Genomic DNA, 24,643 nt, shown 5'->3' with positions numbered 1-24,643 from the left:
CCCGTTTCGGCGTAACGCCGTGCGCTCCTAGCGTGATTTGCATTCCAACGACTGCGGATCAGCGAGGTCCGCCGGGACTCAGGAGAAGATTCTCATGACACCCAACGCGATTCTGGAGTTCATCCTCGATCTGCTGCGGAACCACGAGGCCGCGGTCGCTTACTGCGCCAACCCGACCCAGGCGCTGGCCGCTGCGGGCCTGAGCGCGGTGACGCCGGAGGACATCGCCCTCTGCGCCCCGATGGTCGCGGAGTCGGCGCTGGTGACCGGCGGCTCCCAGTTGCAGTCCATCGTCGCGGCGGGCGCGCAGACCGGCGCTGCCGCCGTGGTCGGCGCGGCGGGCACCGTGGGCGCGGCGGCGGTGGCGGACGCCGGCGTCGACTTGGGCGCGGATCTGGGCGTCGACCTGGGCGCGGGCGGCGGGGTCGACCTGGGCGCTGGTGGCGGGGTCGACCTGGGTGTCGGTACTGGCGTCGACCTGGGCGCGGGCCTGAACACCGCGATCGAAACCGGGCTGGAGATCGGCGCAGGTCTTGGCGCTGGGCTGGCCACCGGCCTCGACACCGTGGTGAACGCGGGCGCCGACCTGTCCGCCGCCGTGGGCGGCCTGCTCGGCGCTGGCGCCCAGGTGATCAGCGGCATCGGCGCGGGCCTCGATCTCGATGCCGAAGGCGTGGGGGACATCGCCGCCGGACTCGGGACCGGCCTCTCCACGGGTATCGGCGCGGGCGCGGGTATCGGCGCGGGCTTGGAAGGCGCGGTGGACGCGGCGGCCGGCCTGGGTGCCGGGCTGGAAGGCGCGGTGAATGGGACGGCGGACCTGGGCGCCGGGGTCGGCGCGGGACTGCAGGGCGCGGTCGACGCCGCGACCGGACTGACCACGGGACTCGGCGCGGCGTTGGGCGCCGGTGCGCAGGCGGGCGCTGATCTCGGCGCGGGCCTCGGGGGCGCGGTGGACGCGACGACCGGCCTCGGCGCGGGCCTGGAAACCGCCATCGGCGGCGCGGCGGACATCACCACGGGCCTCGGCGCGGGTTTGGAAGGGGCTGTGCAGGGTGCCACGGACATCTCCGCGGGATTGAACGCAGGTCTGGAGGGCGGCCTGGGTGCGGCGGCGGATGTCACCGCGGGCCTGGGCGGCGGGGTCGGTGCGGGTCTGGAAGGCGCTGTTGATGCGACGACCGGATTGGGCGCGGGTCTCGGTGGGGGTCTCGACGGGGCTGTTGATGCTGCGGCCGGTCTCGGTGCGGGTCTGGAGGGCACTGTTGGTGGCGCGGCGGATGTCACCACAGGCCTCGGTGCCGGGCTGGGTGGAGCAGTGGATGCGGCGGCCGGTCTGGGCGCGGGTCTCGGTGCGGGTCTGGAGGGCGCGGCGGATGTCACCACGGGTCTCGGCGCTGGTCTGGACGGTGCTGTCGATGCGACGACCGGTTTGACCACCGGGCTCGGCGCAGGACTCGGTGGTGCTGTGGATGGCTCGGCTGGTCTGGGTGCGGGTTTCGAGAGTGCGATCGGCGGGGCGGCGGATCTCGGTTCCGGTGCGGGTCTGGATGGTGCGGTGGATGCCACCGCGGGCCTCGGCGCTGCTCTCGGCGGCGCTGTCGATGCGACCACCGGCGTGGGCGCGAACCTCGGAGGTGCTGTGGAGGGCGCTTCGGGCGCGGCGACCGATTTGGGCGCGGGGCTCGGTGCCGGTGTCGGCGCTGGCCTCGAGGGTGCTGTTGATGCATCGACCGGGCTGGGGGCAGGTCTGGAGGGCGCCATTGGTGGTGCGGCGGATGTCACCACGGGCCTCGGTGCTGGGCTCGGTGGTGCCGCGGGTGCGGCGACCGATCTGAGCGCCGGTTTCGAGAGTGCGATCGGCGGGGCGGCGGATCTCGGTTCCGGTGCGGGTCTGGAGGGTGCGGTAGATGCCACTGCGGGCCTGGGTGCGGGTCTCGGCGGCGCTGTCGATGCGACTACCGGTTTGGGCGCGAATCTTGGAGGTGCTGTGGAGGGCGCTTCGGGTGCGGCGACCGATCTGACGGCTGGTGTCGGTGCGGGTGTTGGCGGCGGCCTGCAGGGCGCTGTCGACGCGGTCGGCGGTTCGAACGCCGGGCTCGGCGTGGGCGGCGCGGCTGGTGCCGGGTTCGGCGCGGGCCTGGAAGGCGCTGTGGACGGCGCCGCGGGTGCCGCGACGGACTTGACCGCTGGTCTGGAAGGCGCTGCGGGTGCGGCGACGGGTCTCGGCACAGGTGCGCAGGCTGGAATCGGCGCAGGAGTCGAAAGCGCGGTGGACGCGACGACCGCACTGGGTGCGGGTCTCAGCGGTGCTGCGGGTGCGGGGGCCGATCTCGGGGCTGGTGCCGGTGCGGGTCTGGAGGGCGCGCTGAACGGAGCCGGTGAGATGACCACCGGACTGGGTGGGCAGGCGGGCGCAGGCCTCGGCGCGGGAGTGTCCACCGGACTGCACGGAGCGGGCGACGCGGGCGCGCAGATCGGCTCCGGTCTGGAGACCGGGCTGGGCGGAGCGCTCGACGCCACGGGCCAGGCGACGACCGGCCTCACCGGCGGAATCGACACCGCCGCACAAGGTTCCGGCAACCTGGCCGCCGGGCTCGGAGGCAACTTCTCGTCGGCCGTCGGCGGAGCCGGCAACCTCGGAACGCAAGCGACGGCGGGCCTGGAGACCGGGCTCGCCACGGGTCTCGGCGCGGCCGTGAGCACCGGAGCGGAACTCGGCGGCGGTCTGGACAGCTCGCTTAACACCGGCGGGCAGGCCGGCGCGGGTCTGGAGTCCGGGCTCGGCGGCGCATTCGAGGCCGGGGTCCAGGGCGCGACCGGCTTGGAGACCGGCTTGTCCACCGGTCTCGGCGGTGGTCTGGACGGTGCGGCACAAGCCGGATCCGGGCTCACCGGCGCACTCGACGCGGGTACGCAGGCTGGCGCGGGTCTGTCGGGCGGGCTCGACGCGGGTGCGCAGGCGGGCGCCGGATTCGCCTCCGGATTGTCGTCCGGACTCGATGCCGCGGCTCAGGCGGGCGCCGGTCTCGGTGCGGGTCTGTCGGGCGGGCTCAACGCCGGTGCGCAGTCGGGCGCCGGACTCGGCTCCGGCCTTTCCACCGGAATCGACAGCGCGGGCCATGCCGGTGCGGGTCTGGAGTCCGGTCTGTCGACGGGTCTTGGTGCTGCGGGCAGCGCGGGGGCGGGTGTGGAGTCGGGTCTGTCGACGGGTCTTGGTGCTGCGGGCAGCGCGGGCGCGGGCCTGTCGAGCGGCCTGGAAGGCGCGTCGAGCGCGGGAGCGCACCTCGGTTCCAGCCTGGACAGCGGCATCGGCTCGCACGCGACCTCCGGCCTGTCCTCGGGTCTCGACGCGACCACCGGCCTCGGTGGCGCGGCGCAGTCGACCGTCGGCGGCGCGGCGGACGCGGGCGCCGGACTGGCGGGCTCGGCGAGCGGGGCGGCGCACGGCGCGGTGGACACCGGCGCGGGCCTCGGCGGAAGCGTCGGCTCCACCGCGCACACCTGGTCCTCGCTGGACGTGTCGAGCGCCTTCGGCTCGGGCCTGGACAGCAGCGGCCAGACCGATGCGGGCCTGTTCGGCGAGAGCCACGCGAGCACGGAGTTCAGCGGTTCCGCGGGCGCCGATCTGGGTGGCGATACATTCCTGCACTGACAGTTGCCCGGTAATACGGAAAGAGGTCCATACCGCGATGGGGACGCCCGCGCCGAACGCCACTCCACCGGCGGTACCGCTGCTCTCGGTACTCGGTGAAACCATCGCGGCGGCCCGTGCCGCGGGCCGCAACGATCTGGTCGGCCGCCTGGAAGTGGCGGCCGACCGGGTCCGCGACCCGCGCCGGCGCATCGTCGTCGCCGGACAGCTGGACCAGGGCAAGAGCAGTTTCGTCAACGCGCTGCTGAACCTGGACATCTGCCCGGTCGGCGACGACGCCACCACCACGGTGCCGATGCTGCTCGCACACGGTCCGGAGCCGCGCGCCGAGCTGGTGCTCGCAGCGCACGGTGACTCCAGCGGCGCGGAGAGCAGGGTGGCCGTGCCGGTCGCGGAGATCGGTGCGATCGACCAGCGCTCCCCGCTCGCGCAGGGGAAGCGGATCGTGCGCCTGGAGGTGCAGATACCCAACGCCCTGCTGGCCGACGGCATCGTGCTGATCGACACTCCCGGTGTCGGCGGGCACGGCAACGCCCACGCGGCGGGCGTGCTCGGACTGGTGCCCGCCGCGGACGCGGTATTCGTGCTGTCGGACGCGTCGACCGAGCTCACCGAGCCCGAGCTGGCGTTCCTGCGGCAGGTGCGGGAACTGTGCCCGACGGTCGCGCTGCTGCTCACCAAAACCGACCTGTACCCGCACTGGCGGCAGGTGCACGAGGCCGACCTGGGCCATCTCGCGCGCGCCCGCCTCGACGTGCCGATGATCCCGGTGTCGTCGCTGCTGCGCACCCACGCGATGCGGTTGCAGGACAAGCAATTGGGTGTGGAATCCGGCTTCGGCGTGCTCTACACCTTCCTGCGCGACCAGGTCGTGGCGCGCGATCAGCAGGCCACCCGCACCGCCGTGGCCCGCGATATCCGCTCGGCAGCCGAGCATCTCGCGCTCGCCCTGGGCAGTGAGCTGGTCGCGGTCCGCGATCCCGCCCAGGGCGCGGCGGCGGTGCGGGAACTGCAATCCGCCCGTTCCGCGGCCGAGGAACTGCACCGCAGGACCGCCGCCTGGCAGCAGACGCTCGCCGACGGCATCACCGACCTGGCCGGGGACGTGGACCACGATCTTCGCGACCGCCTGCGCACTATCGCGCGCACCACCGAGGAATGGATCGACGAGCACGATCCGGGCCGCCACTGGGATCGCATCGCCGAACACCTCACCGGCACCGTGGACACCGCGCTCGGCGACAATCTGCTGTGGACCCACTCCCGGGCGATTCAGCTCGCCGAGCGCGTCGCCGAGCATTTCTCCGAACTCGGCGCCGTCGACCTGCCGGACGTGCGTCCCGGCGCGAGAGCCGACACCGGCCGCGCCATCTCCGGCACGCTCGCCGACCTGGAACCCGATATCGGTTTCGGCAGCAAGCTGCTCGTCGGCATGCGCGGCTCCTACGGCGGCGTGCTCATGGTGGGGCTGGCCAGCACCTTCGCCGGGCTCGCGCTGCTCAATCCGATCTCGATCGGCGCGGGATTGATCGTGGGCGGCAAGGCATTCCGCGACGACAAGCAGGCCCGGCTGGCCAAGCGGCGCAACGAGGCGAAGGCGGCGGTGCGCCGGTTCGTCGACGACGTGGCGTTCCAGGCGGGCAAGGAGTCGAAGGACCGGCTGCACCGCATCCACCGCGCGCTGCGCGACCACTACGCGGGCGTCGCCGAACGCAGCCTGCGCTCGATCGACGAGTCGCTGCGGGCCGCGCAGGAGGCGGCGTCCATGGTCGCCACCCGCCGCGCCGAACGTGGGGCGCAACTCGAACAGCAGCTGCGTGTGGTCGCCGAACTGCGCCGCTACGCCGATGCCATGCAGACCGCACTACCGATGGGACCCGCCGGTACGGTAGCCCCGTGAGACGTGATGGTGGCCCGGTACGTGATGGTGGCCCGGTACCGGGAATCGTCGCCGAGGCGCATCGGCTGGTCGGCGCGGCGCAGGCGGCGCTGTCGGGCGAGCCGCGCCCGCGTGCCCTGCTGGCCGACTGCGCCCGCCGCTTGGATCAGCCGCTGCGGGTCGCGCTCGCCGGTTCGATCAAGGCGGGCAAATCCACCCTGCTGAACTCCCTTGTCGGACAGGACATCGCACCCACCGACGCGACCGAGTGCACCAGGGTGGTCACCTGGTACCGCTACGGTTCGACACCCAGCGTGACCGCCTACGCCCCCGACGGCGCCCGTGCGCACGTCGTGGTCCGGCGTGGCAGCGGGACCCATGGGCTGTCTTTCGACCTGGACGGGCTCAACTGGAACGCCCCGGCGGCGCGGGAGGTCGACCATCTCGAGGTCGAATGGCCCGCCGCGGCGCTCGCGCACACCACCATCATCGACACGCCGGGCACGTCTTCGCTGTCGCGCGAGGTGTCGCGGCGCACCGCGCGCCTGCTGACGCCGGGAGCGGACGACGAGCGGGCCGAGCAGGGGATCGCCATCCCGGGCGCCGACGCGGTCGTCTATCTGCTGCGCCGGTTGGACGCTACCGACGTGCAGTTCCTCGAGCGCGTGGGCGCCGGAACCGCGACCAACGGCGGGCCGGGAGCGCCCGGTCCGCTCGGCATCGTCGGCGTGGTGTCGCGGGCCGACGAGATCGGGGCGGGCCGGATCGATGCGCTGCACTCGGCGCGCGATGTCGCCACCCGCTTCGCCGGGGAATTGGAACGGACGGGTCTGTGCCAGGCCGTGATCCCGGTCGCCGGGCTGCTCGCGTTCGCCGCGGCGACGCTGCGTCAGCAGGAGTTCGCCGCGTTCGAGACGCTGGCGCGGGTCCCGGTCGACGAGCTGAGCGCCGCTTTGCTCTCGGCCGACCGTTTCGCGCGCGCGGACGTGCCGCTGCCGGTGCCGCCGGAACTGCGAGCGCAGCTCGCCGAGCGGTTCGGGCTGTTCGGCATCCGGATGGCCGTCACGCTGATCCGGCTCGGGGTGCGCGATTCAGCCACGCTGGCCGCCGAATTGACCAGCCGCAGCGGCGTGGACGAACTGCGGTCGGTGCTCGACGTGCAGTTCGGGCAGCGCGCCGACCAGCTCAAAGCGCATTCCGCGCTGACCGCCCTGGCCCGGGTGCTGACCGCCTACCGCGGTACCCCGGCCGACCGCCTGCTGCCCAGGGTGCGCACCTTGCTCGCGGACGTGCACGGTTTCGCCGAGCTACGCCTGCTCGGCCGCCTGCGCACCGACGAATTGGCGCTGCCCGCCGACGATCTCGCCGAGCTGCACCGTCTCATCGGCGGCTCTGGCATCGCACCCCACCTGCGTCTGGGTCTTCCATTCGACGCGCCGCTGCCCGCGCAGCGCGCGCAAGCGGTGGCCGCGGTCCGGAAGTGGCGCGCCCGGGCGCGCCACCCCCTCGCCGACCAGTTCACCGCGACGGCCTGCCTGACCGCCGCCCGCAGCGCCGAAGGCACCTTGAGCGTGCTGCCGGAATGATTGGCCGCTGAGCCTCCGAGGTCCCGTGACCTGCGGTGACTGTCGCACTCCGCCGCCACGGGCGGTGTAGTCGAGGTGCGCCCGGGTATGCGCCCTGGTAGCGAGAGGAGGTAACGATGAGCCAAAAGGACGTCGTACACGAATTGCTCGTCCGCGCCGGCACGGGATACGCCGAGGAAGCGGGCATCACGCTCGACGACAAACCGGCCGCGCTTTTCCAGTTGCTCATGCTTTCCCAGCTGCTCAGCGCCCGGATCTCCGCCGATATCGCCATCGGGGCCACACGAGAGCTGATCGGCAGCGGCTACCGGACGCCGCACCGGGTCGCGGACGCGGAGTGGCAGGAACTGGTCGACGCGCTGGGGCGGGGGAACTACCGCCGCTACGACGAGAGCACCGCGACGCGGCTGGGCCACAACGCCTCGCGCGTGCTCGACCGCTACCACGGTGACCTTCGGGAACTGGCGAAGAAGGCGGACAACGACCCGCAGCGCGCCGCGGAACTGCTGCAAGAGTTCGACGGCATCGGCCCGACCGGGGCCCACATCTTCCTGCGCGAGATCCAGGACATCTGGACCTGGGTCCGGCCGCACTTCGACGAACGGGCCTTGCGCGGCGCCAAGCGGGTGCAGTTGCCGGAAGACCCCGACCGGCTGGCGAGCCTGGCCCCGGATCACCACACCGCGGAGCTCGCCGCGGCCCTGGTGCGGGTGACGCTGGACGAGAAGATCGCCGACGACGTCCTCGCCGCCGCGCCCTGAGCGGTCCTCAATTCAGGGCGGCGCCGGAGCCGCGCGGGTCGATGAGGATCTTCGCGTGCCGCTCCGGGTTGCCGAGTGCGGCGAAGGCGTCCGCCACGCCGTCCAGTCCGACGGTCCCGGTGATCAGCGGGCTCGGATCGACTTCGCCCTCGGCGAGCATGTGCAAGGTGTCGCGGAACTCGCCGGGGTCGTAGCCGAACGCGAACTGCAGCTCGATCTCCTTGTTGATCGCCACCGCCGGGTGGAAGCGGTCGGTCTCCATGCACACCCCGACCACGACCACGCGCGACAGCGGCGGTGCGGCCGTGATGATCTGGTCGATGACGCCGGGCACGCCGACGCATTCGAAGATCACCGGCCCGGCGGGACCCGCGTTCACCGTGTGAGCCAGCCGGAAGACATACCACCAGGGCAGGTTCGGTATCCGCCGCAGGCGTTCCATGGTGTCGAACCCGAGCCCGAGTATGTCGGTGACGCCGTTGATCCGGCCCTTCTTCGGGGCGGCCGTCCAGGGCGACTCCGTGGCGGGGTCGACCACGACGTCCGCGCCGCAGGCGGTGGCGAGTTCGCGCCTGCGCGGCGAGAAATCGCTGCCGATCACGGTGCGCACGCCCGCCGCCTTGAGCATGCTGATCACCGCCAGGCCGATCGGCCCGCAGCCGATGACGAACGCGGTCTGTCCCTTGCCGACCCGGCCCTTGCGCACCGCGTGCCAGGCCACTGCCATGGGCTCGGTCAACGCGGCGTGTTCGGGGGACAGGCCGTTGGGCACCGGCATGGTCATCGATTCCTGCACCACCACCTGCTCGGCATAGGCGCCGGGCGCCGCGGTGGACAGCCCGACCAGATGCGGTTGGCGGCCGTGCCGGACGATCGGGAGCGCCACCACCGGCGTGCCCGTCTTCCACCTTCTGCGGCAGTCCGGCCCGTACTCGACGACCGTGCCGCTGAATTCGTGGCCGAGCACCACGCTCTGGTCCGAGCGCATGAAGTGCTCGTAGCCCGTGGCGACGGCGAGGTCGGCCAGTTCGTCGGCGTGGGTGCGGGCATGCAGGTCCGATCCGCAGATGCCGCAGCGCGACACATCGATCAGCAGTTGACCCGCGCCTGGCCGGGGCGTGGGCAGCTCCGCGACCTCGAATTCGGCGGCGGTGACGACGGCGGCCCTCATGGCGACTCCTCGGATCGACGGCGCACGGGCGGGTGCCCCGCGGTCACCCTACTGCGCGAGCACGCCCGTCGCGGCTTCCTCGGCCGCCTGGTTGTGCGGGCTGCGCTGTGCGGCGGATCACACGGTTGTGCCGCCCGCCGGGAATTAATCGCGCGAGTCGGCCGTTGAGCTTTTCGACAAGATTGAGTGCGATCGACTCAAGTTTCGGTTGACTCCGAGACTCCTGCGGGGCAGGATTGAGCCGACCACGCTCAGTGTTGCTGGGGCTGTGCTCCGTGAGGTGCTAGGGGCGAGGTCTCGCGGCGTCCGTCATCGGGCGTCGCAGGGCGGTTTTCGCCCGGCACCGACACACATTGGTACGTCACTTAGGAGGAACCACAATGGCTCGTGCGGTCGGAATCGACCTCGGGACCACGAACTCGGTCGTCGCCGTTCTCGAAGGCGGCGAGCCGGTCGTCGTCGCCAACTCGGAAGGATCGCGCACCACCCCGTCGATCGTCGCGTTCGCGAAGAACGGCGAGGTACTGGTCGGCCAGCCGGCCAAGAACCAGGCCGTCACCAACGTCGACCGCACCATTCGCTCCGTCAAGCGGCACATCGGCACGGACTGGACCGTCGAGATCGATGGCAAGAAGTACACGCCGCAGGAGATCAGCGCGCGCACGCTGATGAAGCTGAAGCGCGACGCGGAGTCCTACCTCGGTGAGGAGATCACCGACGCGGTCATCACCGTGCCCGCCTACTTCGAGGACGCCCAGCGGCAGGCCACGAAGGAAGCAGGCCAGATCGCGGGCCTGAACGTCCTGCGCATCGTCAACGAGCCCACCGCGGCGGCGCTCGCCTACGGCCTGGACAAGGGCGACAAGGAGCAGACCATCCTGGTCTTCGACCTCGGTGGCGGCACCTTCGACGTCTCGCTGCTGGAGATCGGCGAGGGCGTCGTCGAGGTCCGCGCCACCTCCGGCGACAACCACCTCGGTGGTGACGACTGGGACGAGCGGGTCGTGCAGTGGCTGGTCGACAAGTTCAAGGCCAGCTCGGGCATCGACCTGACCAAGGACAAGATGGCCATGCAGCGGCTGCGTGAGGCCGCCGAGAAGGCCAAGATCGAGCTGAGCTCCTCGCAGAGCACCTCGATCAACCTGCCCTACATCACCGTCGACGCGGACAAGAACCCGCTGTTCCTCGACGAGCAGCTGACCCGCGCTGAATTCCAGAAGATCACCTCGGACCTGCTCGACCGCACCCGCGCGCCGTTCCAGTCCGTGATCAAGGACGCGGGCATCAAGGTGTCCGACATCGACCACGTGGTGCTCGTCGGCGGTTCCACCCGGATGCCCGCCGTCTCCGATCTGGTCAAGGAACTGACCGGCGGCAAGGAGCCCAACAAGGGCGTGAACCCGGACGAGGTCGTCGCCGTCGGCGCCGCCCTGCAGGCCGGTGTGCTCAAGGGTGAGGTCAAGGACGTCCTGCTGCTCGACGTGACCCCGCTGTCGCTGGGCATCGAGACCAAGGGCGGCGTGATGACCAAGCTCATCGAGCGCAACACCACCATCCCGACCAAGCGCTCGGAGACCTTCACCACGGCCGACGACAACCAGCCGTCGGTGCAGATCCAGGTGTTCCAGGGTGAGCGCGAGATCGCCTCGCACAACAAGCTGCTCGGTTCCTTCGAGCTGACCGGCATCCCGCCGGCTCCGCGTGGCGTGCCGCAGATCGAGGTCACCTTCGACATCGACGCCAACGGCATCGTGCACGTCACCGCGAAGGACAAGGGCACCGGCAAGGAGAACACGATCAAGATCCAGGACGGCTCCGGTCTGTCCAAGGAAGAGATCGATCGGATGATCAAGGACGCCGAGGCGCACGCGGCCGAGGACAAGGCCCGCCGCGAGGAGGCCGAGACCCGCAACCAGGCCGAGTCGCTGGTGCACCAGACCGAGAAGTTCATCAAGGAGAACGAGGAGAAGGTCCCCGCGGACGTCAAGACCAAGGTCGAGGCGGCCATCGCCGAGGCGAACGAGGCTCTGAAGGGCACCGACATCGCCGCGGTCAAGGCGGCGGTCGAGAAGCTGGCGACCGAGTCGCAGGCCCTCGGCCAGGCCATCTACGAGGCCTCCGCCGCGGACGCCGCGGCGCAGGGCAACGGCGCGTCGAGCAGCGCGCAGGACGATGACCAGGTCGTGGACGCCGAGGTCGTGGACGAGCCGGTCGACACGGAGAAGAAGTGAGCGAGGGCAACGCCGAGAAGGAGCCGGTCACCTTCGTCGACAACCGGAAGATAGATCCGGAGACCGGTGAGATCAGGCAGCCGGCCGCGGACAACGGCGCCGCGGCCGCGCAGGCCCCGGAGCCGGGCGACGGTGCGGACTTCGGTAACGGCGACGCGCTCGCCGACACCATCAGCGGCGAGCTCGCCGAGCGCACCGCCGACCTGCAGCGACTGACCGCGGAGTACGCCAACTATCGGCGCCGGGTCGAGCGCGACCGCAAGGCCGCGATCGATTCCGCCAAGGCGTCGGTGGTCACCGAATTGCTCGGCGTGCTCGACGATCTCGACCGGGCGCGGGCGCACGGCGACCTGGAGTCCGGTCCGCTGAAGTCGGTGGCCGACAAGCTGTCGGCCGCGCTGCTCAAGCAGGGCCTCGAGGAGTTCGGTTCGGAGGGCGAGCCTTTCGACCCGACCCTGCACGAGGCCGTGCAGCACGAGGGCTCCGGCCACGATCCGGTGATCGGCATTGTGATGCGCAAAGGCTATCGCTTCGGCGATAGGGTGCTTCGGCACGCGCTCGTCGGGGTAACCGACGGCGTGGCCGATCTGACGGAGAACGAGAACCAGCCGACCGAAGAGGCATCGGATGTTGATGCCGGCGCGAACGAACAATAAGGACGCGAGAGGAGGAGATGCTCGGTGAGCCAACGGGAGTGGATCGAAAAGGACTTCTACAAGGAACTGGGTGTTTCCTCCAGCGCCTCGCAGGACGAGATCAAGAAGGCCTACCGCAAGCTCGCGCGCGACTTGCACCCGGATGCCAACCCCGGTGACACCAAAGCCGAGGAGAAGTTCAAGGCCGTCAGCGAGGCGCACGCCGTGCTGTCGGATCCGGCCAAGCGCAAGGAGTACGACGACACCCGCAAGCTCTTCGCGGGTGGCGGCTACAGCCGCGGTGGGTTCGGGTCCGGCGCGGGGGGCGGCTTCTCACAGGAGTTCAATCTCGGGGACATCTTCGGCGGTGCGAGCACCGGCGACGGTGGCCTCGGCGACCTGCTCGGCGGTCTGTTCAACCGGGGTGGCGGCGCGCGGACGTCGAGCCGCCCCCGGCGCGGCGCCGACGTGGAGACCGAGACCACTCTCGGTTTCCGGGAGGCGGCCCAGGGCGTCACGGTTCCGCTGCGAATGACCAGTCCGTCGCCGTGCACCACGTGTCACGGCAGCGGCGCCAAGCCGGGCACGAGTCCGCGAGTCTGCCCGATCTGCAACGGGACCGGCATCGTCAGCCGTAACCAGGGCGCGTTCGGCTTCAGCGAGCCGTGCGACGAGTGCCGGGGCAGCGGATCGATCATCGACGACCCGTGCCTGGACTGCCAGGGCAGCGGTATCCAGAACCGCACGCGCACCATCACGGTGCGTATTCCCCCGGGAGTCGGTGACGGGCAACGGATCCGGCTGGCCGGACAGGGCGAGGCGGGACTGCGCGGGGCGCCCTCGGGCGACCTCTATGTCACCGTCCACGTCAGCCAGGACAAGGTCTTCGGCCGCAACGGCGACGACCTGACCCTGGTGCTGCCGGTCAGTTACAGTGAACTGGTTCTCGGCACCACGGTTTCGGTGCCCACGCTGGACGGCCGGGTCGGCGTCAAGGTGCCTCCGGGCACCGCGGACGGCCGCACCCTGCGGGTACGCGGCCGCGGCGTGCCCAAGCGCGGCGGCGGCGCGGGCGACCTGCTGGTGACGGTGAAAGTCGCGGTGCCGCAGAAGCTCGACGGCGACGCCGTCGAGGCACTCAAGCGCTACCAGGAGGCCGAGCGGGCGAGTGGCTTCGATCCACGTGCGGGATGGGCAGGTGCGTGATGTCCTCGGAACCGAAGAACGCGTCCGGCGGGTCGCGGGCCGAGTTCTTCATGATCTCGGTGGCGGCCCAGCTGGCCGGCATGCACGCGCAGACGCTGCGCACGTATGACCGTCTGGGACTGGTCACGCCGCAACGGACTTCGGGTGGCGGGCGGCGCTATTCGGCCCGGGACGTCGAGCTGCTGCGCGAGGTGCAGCGGCTGTCCCAGGACGAAGGCGTCAACCTGGCGGGCATCAAGCGCATCATCGAACTGACCAATCAGGTGGAGGAGCTGCGCCAGCAGGTCGCGGAACTGTCGGCCGAGCTGGAGCGGGCCCGGGCCGGATACCGTCCCGATCTCGCCCCGCAGCGCAGTACCGCGTTGGTCGTCTGGCAGCCGCGGCACCGCCGCGAGGACGGCCAGCGCAGGCGATAACCGGCACGACGACGGCCCCGGCCTCGGTCGCACAGCGCGACCCGAGGCCGGGGCCGTCGTCGTTGAGACACCGCCGAGGATTTGCTGAAAATAAGCCATATTATGCTCTGTACAAGTGCTGCGGCGGAGTTCATTTCGTTGTCGAATCAACTGGCGCTTTTCACCATAGATTTGTTTACGGATCGAGATCGGTTTGCCCGGTTCGTACTCCGTGTGCTGTTCTGCGTGTTGCCCTGAAGTCGCTAGAACAGACCAATCGGGACGTATTTAACCAAGAGGCACTTACCTTTTCGGTGTGCGGACGACTGATTTAGCGGCAGATCTACGGTCTTTCAGTCGGTTTCTCTGGCGTGTCTCCCTGGATATCCTCGTTTCGAGGAAATTGCACGCGTGATGTTCCTTCGAAAGATTCCGTTGCTGGCAAACCTCGCCTACACTCCTTGCCATCGGCTGCTGTCGAGTGGCCCCGCAGCACCTCACTCGCCGGCATGGTTCGTGAACGAGTGCGAAATGGGGTTGTGAGACCAATGGATTCACGCACTGTCGCTTTGATCAGAACTACGTTCAAGGCGGTTGCTGCGGAGGATGGGGGGCCGGAGAAACTGGCCAGATCGTTCTATGCGATCTTGTTCACCGACTACCCGCACGTCCGCGATTTCTTTCCCGCCGCGATGGACTCGCAGCGCGATCGCCTGGTCAAGGCGATCTCCTATGCGCTGGACCGGTTGGAGGAGCCCGACAAGCTGCTGCCCTTCCTCGCCCAGCTCGGTAGGGACCACCGCAAGTACGGCGTGCAGCCCGCGCACTACACCGCCGTCGCCACCGCGCTGAAGACCGCCGTGAAGGTGTTCGCGGGCACCGAGATGTGGACCGACGAGGTCGACCGCGCCTGGGACGAGGGCCTGAAGATCATCGCCGACACCATGATCGGCGCGGCGGAGAAGGAGACCACGCCGTCGGCATGGACCGGCACGGTGATCGAACGCCGGGAGGTCCTGCGCAACCTGGTCATCGTCCGGCTGCAATTGGATCAGCCGATGCGGTACGCCGCGGGTCAGTATCTGAGTGTGCAGATCCCGTCGCGGCCGCGCATGTGGCGCTATCTCTCGCCCGCCGTGCCCGCGACTGCCAACGGCGAGATCGAGTTCCACGTCCGGAACGTGCTGGGCGGCTGGGTCAGTTCGGCCATCGTCGGCCAGACCGTCGTCGGCGACCAGTGGCTGCTCGGCTCACCGCTGGGCGGTCTCGGAGTCCCGCGCAACGCCAAACGCAAGATGCTGATGATCGGCTGCGGCACCGGGATCGCGCCGCTGCGCGCCCAGCTCATGTCGATGGCGATGCGGCGCACCAATCCGAAGGTGCACCTGTTCGTCGGCGGGCACCACCCGTGCGACCTCTACGACCTGGAGACGCTGAGCAAGCTCGCGATGGCCAACCGCTGGCTCACCGTCACACCGGTGAGCGAGCACGAGGAAAACCCGTGGTGGTACGCCGAACCCGACGAACCGCGCACCACCTGGCCCGGCCTGGAACCGCGCGTGACCGGCCAGATCGGCAAGGTCGTCGCGAGCTTCGGCGCCTGGTCCGACCGCGACGTCCAGATCGCCGGTTCGCCCTCGATGGTGCAGACCACCAAGTTCCGCCTCATGGCAGCGGGGACGCTGGCGAAGAACATCCGCCACGACCCGTTGTATTGAGGTTGTGTTGGTTTTTCCCAGCGCCCGCGAACGGCGGATGCTCGGTCTCGCTTCGCTCGAAGCCCGTGATCGAGCTGGTGTGGTTGCGTCGGTTGCGATCACCGAACTCACGGAGGGCCGTTCGGATGAGCGATCGGTTGGATCGGTTACAGCCCCTCGAACTGAATCCGTTCCGGTGGGGTTCCGGTTTCGAGGAGGCGGTCGACGGTGGTCTGGACCATGGCCGGGGAGCCGCAGACCAGCACTTGGTGTTCGAGGAACGCGCCGTGCGAGCCGAGGACGTCGGCGAGCGTGCCGTAGAGGAGATCGTCGGGTGCGAAACCGATGTCGACGCGGGACTGTTCGTACCACTCGTCGACCCAGTTCGGGTCCTGCGGGCTCTCCACCACCGGAATCACGGTGAGCCAAGGCAATTCGGCGGCCAGCAGAAACAGCATGTCGGACGCGTAGAGGTCGCGCGGGGACCGGCCGCCGACGAAGAGGTAGGTGGGCGGCGGCGAAGGCTTGCGCGCCAGCTCGAGGATCTGCGCGCGCATCGGCGCCAAGCCGGTGCCGCCGGCGATCATCACCACCTCGCCGCCGTCCGGGTCTACCCAGAACCCGCCGGCCGGAGCGCCGATCCGCCACTCGTCGCCCGGCTGGGTGTCGGCGACGATCGCGCCGCTGCACCAGCCGCCCGGCACCGTGCGCACGTGGAACTCCAGCTTCCCGTCCAGCGAGGGCGGCAGCGCCGGGGAGAACCTGCGGCGCACCCCAGGGTGCTGGGGCACCCGCACCTCGACCGACTGTCCGGCGGCGAACGGCACGAACTCGCCGATCAGGCGGATCACCGCGAGGTCGTGCCGCAGCCGATGGTGACCGACGACGGTCGAGGTCCATTCCGGCGCCTGATTACCGTTACCGAGCATGCTCGGATCCCCCAACGGGGCCTCCTTCGTTACACAGGGTCGCAGCTGATGTTCTGCTCCGGCGTGCCGACCGCGAGCAGCGCTCGCCGGGTGTCGGCGATCATCCGGGCCGAACCGGCGATCTGGATCTGCCGGTCCGCCCACGCGCCGAAGCTCGCGACCACGGCGCCAAGGTTACCGATCAGGCGCCGGTGCATGCCGTACGGTGCGTCCTGCGGCGGATGCGGGTACCACCAGGGGTTGGTCTTCTGCTCGCACACCGGGACGATCGTCAGCCACGGGTTGCTCTGCGAGAGTTGCCACATGTTCTCCACGTCGTACAGGTCGCAGGGATAGCGACCGCCGATGAAGAAGTGCACACGTGGGTTGATGCCCCGCTGGCCCATCTCGATCAGTTGCGCGCGCAGCGGGGCGATGCCGGTGCCCGAGCCGATCATGAGCACGTCGCGGCCGCTGTCCCGGTCGACGTGCAGTCCGCCGAGCGGGCCCGCGATCCGCCATCGGTCGCCCACCCTGGTCTCGTTGACGATCGCCGGGCTGACCCAGCCGCCGCGGATCTTGCGCACGTGGAACTCGATCTCGCCGTACGGGTTGGAGGGGATCGCCGGGGAGAAATAACGCCACATCTTGGGCCGCTGCGGAATCGTCACCGGCACGTACTGCCCCGCCTGGTAGGGCACCGGCCCGTCGGACTGCAGGCGCACGATGGCCAGGTCCTCCAGCACACGGCGATGGCCGACCACGGTGGCCTCCCATACCGGCTGCGACTTGTCGGAGTTGGCGCCGATGGCCATGGAGGCGGAGATCAGGATGGTGATGTCGCGCCAGCCCTCTTCCAGGCCCCGATTCCAGCCCGCGCCGTTGTAGACCCGGAACGCCGCGAGCAGCGCGCGGCCCGCCATGTCGTAGTGCGCCGCCTCGACGCCGTACTTGCGATGGTCGCGGGCGAGTTGCTCCAGGAATTTCTGTGCCCGGTCCCAGTCCTCCAGGTGGTCGAGCACGTACTGGATGGCCGTGGCGATCCGTTTGGCCTGCATCTCCATGGCGGGCGGGAACAATTCGCGCAGCCGGGGGTTCTCGGCGAACAAATGTCCGTAGAACGCACTGACCAACCGCTCGGGTCCGTTCGGCGACTCGATCACCGAACGAAAATTGGCGCGGACCAGCGCAGCCGAACGCGCATCCACGACGTGGAGCTTCCTTTCCCTCAGTTCTGCCCGGGGACATACCCGTTACCGGTGGTCTCCCGCCGACAAGTATCCCCGAAAATGCCGTGGTCGTGTGGGTATAGGCGTACCTCGCCTTCCCTCCGGCCGTGGGCGGGCCGGAGACGGACTACGTCCGACGGCGCCGTGCGACCCGCGCAAACGGTAATCGGTGGGCAAACGGCGGATGCCGCTGCCCCGCACGAACCCGCGCCGCGGGCGAGCTGTGCCGGAATCCCGCGGTCCGTCCTGGACGCGCGGAGGCCGTTCCCAGCCGGTCAGGCCCCGGCGCCGGTGCGGACCGCGGGCACGACCTGCTCGGTATAACGACGGATCTGCTCCACCGGTTCCCCCTCGGTCGGCCAGAAGACGAAACCATCGATCCGCTGGTCACGGTGCAGGGCGAGCAGATCGTCGACCCAGCGCTCGGCGGGGCCCTCCAGGAAGCCGCGGTCGGCCCCGTCCGCGGTGATGGTCCCCGACACGTTCAACACCCGCCGCACCGTCAGCGGATCCCGGTCCGCCGCGACGGCCGCGTCATCGATCCGCCTGCCGGCTTCGGCGAGGAACTCCGGCGGGGCCCACGCGGCCGACGGCACCCAGCCGTCGGCGACGCGACCGGTGAGTTCGAGCATGCGCGGCCCCCGCGCGCCGAGCCAGATGCCCGGATCGTGCTGCGGACGGGGACCGGGATGCGCACCCGCCAGGGCGTAGAAGGCGCCCGGCACCCGGACCGACCGCGCGTCGCTCCACAGGGCGCGGATGACCGCGATCGCCTCGGCCAGGGCGTGTACCGCCTCGCCGCCGGTTCGCCGTGGTCCGCCCATGCCGGCGACGGCGTCCCAGAACGCGCCCGCGCCGAGGCCGAGCTGGATCCGGCCGTCGCTGATGATGTCGAGCGAGGCCACCGCCTTCGCGAGCAGCGCTGGATGGCGCAGCGGCAGGTTCGCGACGTCGGGGAAGAAGGTGATCCGCTCGGTCCGTGCGGCGAGCGCGGTGATCAGCGTCCAGGTGTCCAGGAAGCGGCGCTGGTAGGGGTGGTCCTGGATGCCGATCAGGTCGAGTCCGGACACGTCCGCGTAGACGCTCAGCTCGGCGAGCCTGCGGAAGTCGTCGGCCTCGGGGATCAGGAACAAGCCGAACTGGGGTGGTCGGGTGCTCAGCACACACCTCCGGGGTGGTGTCGCGGGGCCGGGACGGCTCAGATGGCGAGCACGGTCTTGCCGCGCGCGCCGGGCGCTCCGATGACGGCGGGTCCCTCCGCGAGCGGGACGGTGGCATCGATCGGCACGACCACGTCACCCGCCGCGACGCGCTGGATCAGCCGGGCCAGTTCCGCCGCGCTGCCCTTGGATTCGATGTTGCCGCCCGCGAGCGACCGTGCGCGCAACGCGTCCTCGTCGGCGGCGAAGATGGTGGAGTACACCGTGCCGCCGTCGCGGACCAGCGTGGTCAGCTCCGCCAGCGCCTCGGGCGGGCTCACCAGGTCGAACAGCACGTCGATCCCGTCCGGATGCGCGGCGGCGACCTGGTCGCGCACCGGGCCCGCGGTGTAGTCCACCGTCTCGGCCGCGCCCAGCCGGGTCATCTGATCGGCGGAGCCGCCGCGCGCCGTCGCGATGACGTGCGCGCCCGCGATATTGGCCAGTTGCACCAAGAAGGAGCCGACGCCGCCGGTCGCGCCGACGATCAGTACCGTTTGGCCGGGCTGGATGTGCGTGGCGTCCACGAGGTCCTGCGCGGTCACCCCTGCGGTGGGCAGCGCGGCGGCCGCGACGGTCGGCACGCCCGGCGGGATCGGCACGAGCGTGCCGCCCTCCGGCAACACCGCGTACTCGGCGAAGCTGCCGTGGCCAACCGGTGGGGTGAGGAACTTGCCGACCACCCGGTCGCCGACGGCGAAGCGGCTGACGCCCGCGCCGATCGTGGCGACCGTTCCCGCACCGTCCACGCCGAGGATCATCGGAAAGTCGTGCGGCAGTTTGCCGTCCAGGATCCCGTCGGCCAGCTTCGCGTCGAAGGGATTCACTCCGGCCGCCTGGAGCTGGACCCGCACGGCTCCCGGGCCGGGCTCGGGCATCGGCATCTCGGCCAGTTCCGGCGTCGCTCCGAACTTCCGTACCACGATCGCGCGCATCCATACGCTCCTTGATTCGGGGTGAAGAGCTCACGGCCGAGGTCATCGTAGGCACCCGAACCCCCTCGACGTGCGGAATCATCGCATCGGCGGTGTCGCGCGGCGTCGCATTCGCCGGTGTCGCGGCGTAGCGTTCGACACGATCCGGCGGTATCGGACCGGCGCGGTGAAGAATTTCAAACTTGAGCGGAACAGACTCAACCTTTCGGACGTTGGACGGTAAGGAACGGCGCCGAGCCGAAGCGGGAGCGGGCGCGTCGGAGCGTGAGCTCCGGCCGGATGACCGCGCTCGGCCGCCGTGTGCATCGACTAGTAGGAAGGTGACCCGTGGACTCGTTCAATCCCACCACCAAGACCCAGGCGGCGCTGACCGCTGCCTTGCAGGCGGCCTCCGCCGCGGGCAACCCGGAGATTCGTCCGGCGCACTTGCTGGTGGCGTTGCTGGACCAGACCGACGGCATCGCCGCGCCCTTGCTGAAAGCAGTCGGAACGGATCCGGCGACCGTGCGAGGCGAGGCACAGGACATCGTGGACCGGCTGCCCCGCGCGACCGGCGCCACCACCACCCCGAACCTGGGCCGCGAGGCGCTCGCCGCGATCACCGCGGCGCAGCGCCTGGCCACCGAGCTCGGTGACGAGTACGTCTCCACCGAGCACGTCATGGTCGGTCTCGCCGAAGGCGACTCCGACGTGACGATGCTGCTGCGCAAGTACGGCGCCACCGCCGACGCGCTCCGCTCGGCGTTCACCGCGGTGCGCGGCAGCGCCCGGGTGACCAGCCCCGATCCGGAGGGCAGCTACCAGGCGCTGGAGAAGTACTCCACCGATCTGACGGCCTCGGCTCGCGCGGGCAAGCTCGACCCGGTGATCGGCCGGGACACCGAGATCCGCCGGGTGGTGCAGGTGCTGAGTCGGCGCACCAAGAACAACCCGGTGCTGATCGGCGAGCCCGGCGTCGGCAAGACGGCGATCGTCGAGGGCCTGGCCCAGCGCATCGTGGCGGGCGACGTCCCGGAGTCGCTGCGCGGCAAGTCCGTCGTCGCGCTGGACCTCGGCGCGATGGTCGCGGGCGCGAAGTACCGCGGCGAGTTCGAGGAGCGGCTCAAGGCCGTGCTCGAGGACATCAAGAACAGCGCGGGTCAGATCATCACGTTCATCGACGAGCTGCACACCATCGTCGGCGCGGGCGCCACCGGCGAATCGGCGATGGACGCGGGCAACATGATCAAGCCGATGCTGGCTCGCGGCGAGCTGCGCCTGGTCGGCGCGACCACGTTGGAGGAATACCGCCAGCACATCGAGAAGGACGCCGCCCTGGAACGGCGCTTCCAGCAGGTGCTGGTCGGCGAGCCGTCGGTGGAGGACACCATCGGCATCCTGCGTGGCATCAAAGAGCGCTACGAGGTGCACCACGGCGTGCGCATCACCGACTCCGCGCTGGTCGCCGCGGCCACGCTGTCGGACCGCTACATCACTTCCCGGTTCCTGCCGGACAAGGCGATCGACCTGGTCGACGAGTCGGCCTCGCGGTTGCGCATGGAGATCGACTCCCGCCCCGTGGAGATCGACGAGGTGGAACGCGCGGTGCGCAGGCTGGAGATCGAGGAGGTCGCCCTCGCCAAGGAGACCGACGAGGCCTCCAAGCAGCGGCTGGAGAAACTGCGCTCCGAACTCGCCGACGACCGCGAGAAACTCAACCAGCTGACCACCCGCTGGCAGAACGAGAAGAACGCGATCGATCAGGTGCGCACGCTCAAAGAGCAGCTGGAAGCGCTGCGCGGCGAGTCGGAGCGCGCCGAGCGCGACGGCGATCTGGGCAAGGCCGCCGAACTGCGCTACGGCCGGATCCCGGCGCTGGAGAAGCAGCTCGCCGAGGCCGAAAAAACCTCGGCCACAGCGGGAGACGGCGAGGTGATGCTCAAGGAGGAGGTCGGCCCGGACGACATCGCCGAGGTGGTGTCCTCCTGGACCGGTATTCCGGTGGGCCGGATGCTGGAAGGGGAGACGCAGAAGCTGCTGCGCATGGAGGACGAGCTGGGCCGCCGCGTGGTCGGCCAGAACGAGGCGGTGCAGGCGGTGTCCGACGCGGTGCGCCGGGCGCGCGCGGGTGTCGCCGACCCGAATCGCCCGACCGGCTCGTTCATGTTCATCGGCCCCACGGGCGTCGGCAAGACCGAGCTGGCGAAGGCGTTGGCGGACTTCCTGTTCGACGACGAGCGCGCCATGGTCCGCATCGACATGAGCGAGTACAGCGAGAAGCACTCGGTCGCCCGGCTGGTCGGCGCCCCGCCCGGCTACGTCGGTTACGACCAGGGCGGTCAGCTCACCGAGGCGGTGCGGCGCAGGCCCTACACGGTGGTGCTGTTCGACGAGATCGAGAAGGCGCACCCGGACGTGTTCGACATCCTGCTGCAAGTGCTCGACGAAGGCAGGCTCACCGACGGCCAGGGCCGCACGGTGGACTTCCGCAACACCATCCTCATCCTGACCTCCAACCTGGGCGCGGGCGGTGATCGCGAGTTCGTCATGAACGCCGTGCGTTCGGCTTTCAAGCCGGAGTTCCTCAACCGCCTCGACGACGTGGTCATGTTCCACTCGCTCGACGAGGAGCAGCTCGAGCACATCGTCGACATCCAGCTCGAGCAGCTGCAGAAGCGGCTGGCGCAGCGCAGACTGAAGCTGGAGGTCAGCGATTCGGCCCGATTCTGGCTGGCGGTACGCGGCTACGACCCCGCCTACGGCGCGCGCCCGTTGCGCAGGCTGATCCAGCAGGCCATCGGCGATTCCCTCGCCAAGGAACTTCTCGCGGGCGAGATCACCGACGGCGACAACGTCAAGGTGAGTGTCAGCCCCGACGGGGACGGCCTGATCATCGGCAGGTGAGCGAGCGGCCTCGCTCCGGGCAGCGCTCGGGGCGAGGCCGGCTACTCGCCGGGCCCGTCGAGGGGATCGGCGAACGCGCCCTACAGCCCCCGGGGGTCGTCGGCGCGGCGGGCTGAGGCCGGGGGCGGTCTCGGCGATGTCGCGAATGGGATACTGCCCACTTCGCGGCACGGCAGGGCGAGGGCCGCCAGTGCCTCTCGCGCACAGCACATTTCGTCCACGGGGGGCGAGCGTGCTGGATGTGGGATCGATTGCGAGCGTGCGCCTCCCGGCAGGCTTCCGCACGGGCGAAGGCACACCCGCCCATGAGGTGCGGGTGCGAGCGAGCGGACAAAGCCTACGCTGGAAGGCATGACCAACCCGAACGATCCCTGGGGACAGCGGCCGGAGGATGCGCCGACCGAGCACCTGGGTCCGCCGGGCAAATCCGGGTACGGCGGCCCAGCGCACACCACGGAGTACTCCGAGGCATACGGCGCGGGCGCTCCGTCGGAGTATCCGCCGACGGAGCAATACGGGTCTTGGGGGCCGCCGCCGGGGGCGAACGCGACGCGCGAATTCCCGGCCTACGACTCCCAGTGGTCTGCTTATCCGGACAGCGGCGCTGATCGGTGGCAAGGCACTGCCGGGCCGCCCGGTGGCGCGATGCCCCCCGGCGGCGGACCGCCACCGCAGCCGCCGCGGCGCAACACCGGTCTCTGGATCGCCCTCGGCCTCGGCGTCATCGTGCTGATCGGTGCGATCGGGGTGGTCGCGGGTGTGCTGCTGGGCGGCAGCGACTCCGGTTCGGCCGACACCGCGGCGGCCTCGACCGCGCGCGTCACGACACGGCCCGCGCCCGTGCCCAGGTCCACGCAGCCGAGTCCGCCGAGCGGGTTGCCCAGCGTGCCCGGCCTCGGCGACGTCGACGGGCTCGGCGCGACCATGGGCACCATCACCGCCAACGACGGAGGCACCTTGACGGTGAGTTCGGTGATGGGCAATACCATCACGGTGCGCACCGACGCGAATACCCAGGTGATCGCCTTGTCCGGCACCAAAGTGTCGGATCTGGCCGCCGGTGAGCTGGTCCTGATCCAGGGCGACAAGGCGCCGGACGGATCGATCCAGGCGAAGGTCATCATCGGTACCTCGCTGCCCGGCGGCGGCCGATGAGCCGCCCGGTCCGTCGTCGGAGCGAAGTACCGCGCAATCGCCCGGTGAGCGGGATCGATGACCGCTCCCGTTTCGCTCGGCTCGGCGCGGGGGTAATGACGGACCATGTCCGTCCGGGACCATTAGGCTAGGCGTCGATGACGGCAATGTGGTTCGGGTTGGCGGCGATCGCGCTCGTGGGCGCGATCGTGCTGCTGTATTTCGATCGGCTCCAGCGGCAGCGGACCGGTCACGCGCGACAGGTCTGGGCGAAGTCGCAGGGCTATACCTACGTGTCCGTGGAACCCGCGCTGGCGTCGACCTGGCGGCGAGGCGCGCTGGCGAAGCTGGGCTATCTCTCCGCGGTCGACGTGGTCTCCGGCATCCGTAAGGGCGAGAAGTTCGTGCTGTTCGACCTGGAGGATTCCGCGACGCTGGTCGCGGTGCGCCGCCAGATCGGCTCGGACATCGACGTGGACATGCGGTTGAAGACCGCCAGCCCGCCCAAGGACCACGATCTGGAACTGCTCGGCGCCATCGGCGACCGCGTGGTGTTCGCGACCAATCCCGAAATCGCCAGGCACGCCGTCGATCAGCGCATGGTCGCCTTCATCGAGAATCTTCCCGACACCGTGCAGATGCTCTGGAGCGAGGGCAACTGGACGCTGGGCATGCTGCTGGTCGGCACCACCCCGAAGGACTGGGAAAGCGCGATCGACGCCGTGCTGCGCCTGTCCGGGCTGCTGCACGTGCTGCCGCCGGTCAGCGAGCCGCGTTTCGACGCCGAGCCGGGTCGTCCCCGCCCTCGGGAGCGGCAGCGGGGCGAGGACGTTCGAGATATCGAGGACGACGCCGACGACCGGCCGCACGCCGAGGACGACGAGCGGTCCGGCGAGGACGCCCACGCCGACGAGCCGGGCTCGGAACCGGCGCGCCGCCCCTCGCTCGCCGTCGTGCCGGACGCGCGCGCCCGCGGGCGTGCGGACGCCGAGGCGCGGCCGCGCGAGGAGCGCGACGAGGGTCGCGCCGATCGAGAGTCGCGGCAGCGGCCCGCCGACCCGCCAGGCGGGCCCTTCCATCCCGGATTCCGCCCCTACCAGGGACCCGTGCCGAAGTGATCGGCCGCGCGCCCACCGCAG

General features: G+C 70.3%; 17 protein-coding genes. 12 read left to right on the top strand and 5 right to left on the bottom strand.

All coding sequences use genetic code 11. The features are described from left to right. Positions 1-94: 94 nt before the first annotated feature. From QMG86_RS29950 to QMG86_RS29935, 4 genes are all read left to right on the top strand, one after another. Positions 95-3,655 carry a beta strand repeat-containing protein gene (locus QMG86_RS29950; protein ID WP_281876153.1) on the top strand — a complete coding sequence of 1,187 codons (3,561 nt, stop codon included), beginning with the start codon at positions 95-97 and terminating at the stop codon, positions 3,653-3,655. A gap of 37 nt (positions 3,656-3,692) precedes the next feature. Continuing rightward, entirely contained in the window at positions 3,693-5,555 is a 1,863-nt protein-coding gene (locus QMG86_RS29945) for a dynamin family protein (protein ID WP_281876152.1), read from the top strand. Continuing rightward, complete coding sequence (locus QMG86_RS29940) at positions 5,552-7,120, top strand: dynamin family protein (RefSeq protein ID WP_434086128.1); 1,569 nt, start codon at positions 5,552-5,554, stop codon at positions 7,118-7,120. The genes QMG86_RS29945 and QMG86_RS29940 overlap by 4 nt, the downstream gene beginning before the upstream one ends. A 116-nt stretch (positions 7,121-7,236) precedes the next feature. Continuing rightward, positions 7,237-7,881: an HhH-GDP family DNA glycosylase gene (locus QMG86_RS29935; RefSeq protein ID WP_281876151.1), complete on the top strand. Its 645-nt coding sequence runs from the start codon at positions 7,237-7,239 to the stop codon at positions 7,879-7,881. Positions 7,882-7,888: 7 nt separating this feature from the next. On the opposite strand, the gene QMG86_RS29930 is transcribed toward QMG86_RS29935, so the two are convergent. Further along, positions 7,889-9,052 carry a zinc-binding dehydrogenase gene (locus tag QMG86_RS29930; protein ID WP_281876149.1) on the bottom strand — a complete coding sequence of 388 codons (1,164 nt, stop codon included), beginning with the start codon at positions 9,050-9,052 and terminating at the stop codon, positions 7,889-7,891. 380 nt (positions 9,053-9,432) lie between these two features. On the opposite strand from QMG86_RS29930, the gene dnaK reads away from it, so the two are divergent. From dnaK to QMG86_RS29905, 5 genes are all read left to right on the top strand, one after another. Next, positions 9,433-11,283, top strand: a complete 1,851-nt coding sequence (gene dnaK, locus QMG86_RS29925) for a molecular chaperone DnaK (protein WP_281876147.1) — start codon at positions 9,433-9,435, stop codon at positions 11,281-11,283. Then, positions 11,280-11,939 carry a nucleotide exchange factor GrpE gene (grpE, locus tag QMG86_RS29920; protein ID WP_159846058.1) on the top strand — a complete coding sequence of 220 codons (660 nt, stop codon included), beginning with the start codon at positions 11,280-11,282 and terminating at the stop codon, positions 11,937-11,939. Before dnaK ends, grpE begins: the two co-directional genes overlap by 4 nt. A gap of 24 nt (positions 11,940-11,963) precedes the next feature. Then, the gene (gene dnaJ, locus QMG86_RS29915) at positions 11,964-13,124 is read left to right on the top strand and encodes a molecular chaperone DnaJ (protein WP_281876145.1); all 1,161 of its coding nucleotides are present in this window, start codon (positions 11,964-11,966) and stop codon (positions 13,122-13,124) included. Then, positions 13,124-13,540, top strand: a complete 417-nt coding sequence (locus QMG86_RS29910) for a heat shock protein transcriptional repressor HspR (RefSeq protein ID WP_281876144.1) — start codon at positions 13,124-13,126, stop codon at positions 13,538-13,540. The genes dnaJ and QMG86_RS29910 overlap by 1 nt, the downstream gene beginning before the upstream one ends. 527 nt (positions 13,541-14,067) lie before the next feature. Beyond that, positions 14,068-15,237, top strand: coding sequence for a globin domain-containing protein (locus QMG86_RS29905; protein ID WP_281876142.1), 1,170 nt, complete (start codon positions 14,068-14,070; stop codon positions 15,235-15,237). A gap of 146 nt (positions 15,238-15,383) precedes the next feature. Here QMG86_RS29905 and QMG86_RS29900 read toward each other — a convergent pair whose 3' ends face one another. From QMG86_RS29900 to QMG86_RS29885, 4 genes are all read right to left on the bottom strand, one after another. Continuing rightward, on the bottom strand, positions 15,384-16,145 hold the full coding sequence (locus tag QMG86_RS29900; RefSeq protein WP_281881193.1) for an FAD-binding oxidoreductase: 762 nt from the start codon (positions 16,143-16,145) through the stop codon (positions 15,384-15,386). Between the two features lie 29 nt (positions 16,146-16,174). Next, on the bottom strand, positions 16,175-17,332 hold the full coding sequence (locus QMG86_RS29895) for an FAD-binding oxidoreductase (RefSeq protein ID WP_281876141.1): 1,158 nt from the start codon (positions 17,330-17,332) through the stop codon (positions 16,175-16,177). Between the two features lie 296 nt (positions 17,333-17,628). Then, positions 17,629-18,516: an LLM class flavin-dependent oxidoreductase gene (locus QMG86_RS29890; protein WP_281876140.1), complete on the bottom strand. Its 888-nt coding sequence runs from the start codon at positions 18,514-18,516 to the stop codon at positions 17,629-17,631. A 35-nt stretch (positions 18,517-18,551) separates the two neighbouring features. Next, a complete protein-coding gene (locus QMG86_RS29885) occupies positions 18,552-19,487 on the bottom strand; it encodes an NADP-dependent oxidoreductase (RefSeq protein ID WP_281876139.1) in 936 nt (311 codons plus the stop codon). A 327-nt stretch (positions 19,488-19,814) separates the two neighbouring features. On the opposite strand from QMG86_RS29885, the gene clpB reads away from it, so the two are divergent. The 3 genes from clpB (at position 19,815) to QMG86_RS29870 (ending at position 24,622) form a co-directional block, all read left to right on the top strand. After that, positions 19,815-22,370 (top strand): ATP-dependent chaperone ClpB, encoded by a 2,556-nt coding sequence (clpB, locus tag QMG86_RS29880; protein WP_281876138.1) that lies wholly within the window; start codon positions 19,815-19,817, stop codon positions 22,368-22,370. Positions 22,371-22,721: 351 nt separating this feature from the next. Continuing rightward, complete coding sequence (locus QMG86_RS29875) at positions 22,722-23,525, top strand: DUF5666 domain-containing protein (protein WP_281876137.1); 804 nt, start codon at positions 22,722-22,724, stop codon at positions 23,523-23,525. A gap of 137 nt (positions 23,526-23,662) precedes the next feature. After that, complete coding sequence (locus tag QMG86_RS29870) at positions 23,663-24,622, top strand: type III secretion system chaperone family protein (RefSeq protein WP_350356356.1); 960 nt, start codon at positions 23,663-23,665, stop codon at positions 24,620-24,622. Positions 24,623-24,643: the final 21 nt, after the last annotated feature.

Origin of the sequence: Nocardia sputorum (genome assembly GCF_027924405.1) — a bacterium.
GTDB classification, from domain to species: Bacteria; Actinomycetota; Actinomycetes; order Mycobacteriales; family Mycobacteriaceae; genus Nocardia; species Nocardia sputorum.
The sequence above is the reverse complement of the archived record's forward strand: the minus strand, read 5'-3'. Positions and strand labels throughout refer to the sequence as shown.

Excerpts from the sequence above, each read along its gene's own strand:
- QMG86_RS29950 (WP_281876153.1), top strand. The coding sequence starts at position 95 with ATGACACCCAACGCGATTCTGGAGTTCATCCTCGATCTGCTGCGGAAC.
- QMG86_RS29945 (WP_281876152.1), top strand. The coding sequence starts at position 3,693 with ATGGGGACGCCCGCGCCGAACGCCACTCCACCGGCGGTACCGCTGCTC.
- QMG86_RS29935 (WP_281876151.1), top strand. The coding sequence starts at position 7,237 with ATGAGCCAAAAGGACGTCGTACACGAATTGCTCGTCCGCGCCGGCACG.
- QMG86_RS29930 (WP_281876149.1), bottom strand. The coding sequence starts at position 9,052 with ATGAGGGCCGCCGTCGTCACCGCCGCCGAATTCGAGGTCGCGGAGCTG.
- dnaK (WP_281876147.1), top strand. The coding sequence starts at position 9,433 with ATGGCTCGTGCGGTCGGAATCGACCTCGGGACCACGAACTCGGTCGTC.
- QMG86_RS29910 (WP_281876144.1), top strand. The coding sequence starts at position 13,124 with ATGTCCTCGGAACCGAAGAACGCGTCCGGCGGGTCGCGGGCCGAGTTC.
- QMG86_RS29905 (WP_281876142.1), top strand. The coding sequence starts at position 14,068 with ATGGATTCACGCACTGTCGCTTTGATCAGAACTACGTTCAAGGCGGTT.
- QMG86_RS29900 (WP_281881193.1), bottom strand. The coding sequence starts at position 16,145 with ATGCTCGGTAACGGTAATCAGGCGCCGGAATGGACCTCGACCGTCGTC.
- QMG86_RS29885 (WP_281876139.1), bottom strand. The coding sequence starts at position 19,487 with ATGCGCGCGATCGTGGTACGGAAGTTCGGAGCGACGCCGGAACTGGCC.
- QMG86_RS29875 (WP_281876137.1), top strand. The coding sequence starts at position 22,722 with ATGACCAACCCGAACGATCCCTGGGGACAGCGGCCGGAGGATGCGCCG.
- QMG86_RS29870 (WP_350356356.1), top strand. The coding sequence starts at position 23,663 with ATGACGGCAATGTGGTTCGGGTTGGCGGCGATCGCGCTCGTGGGCGCG.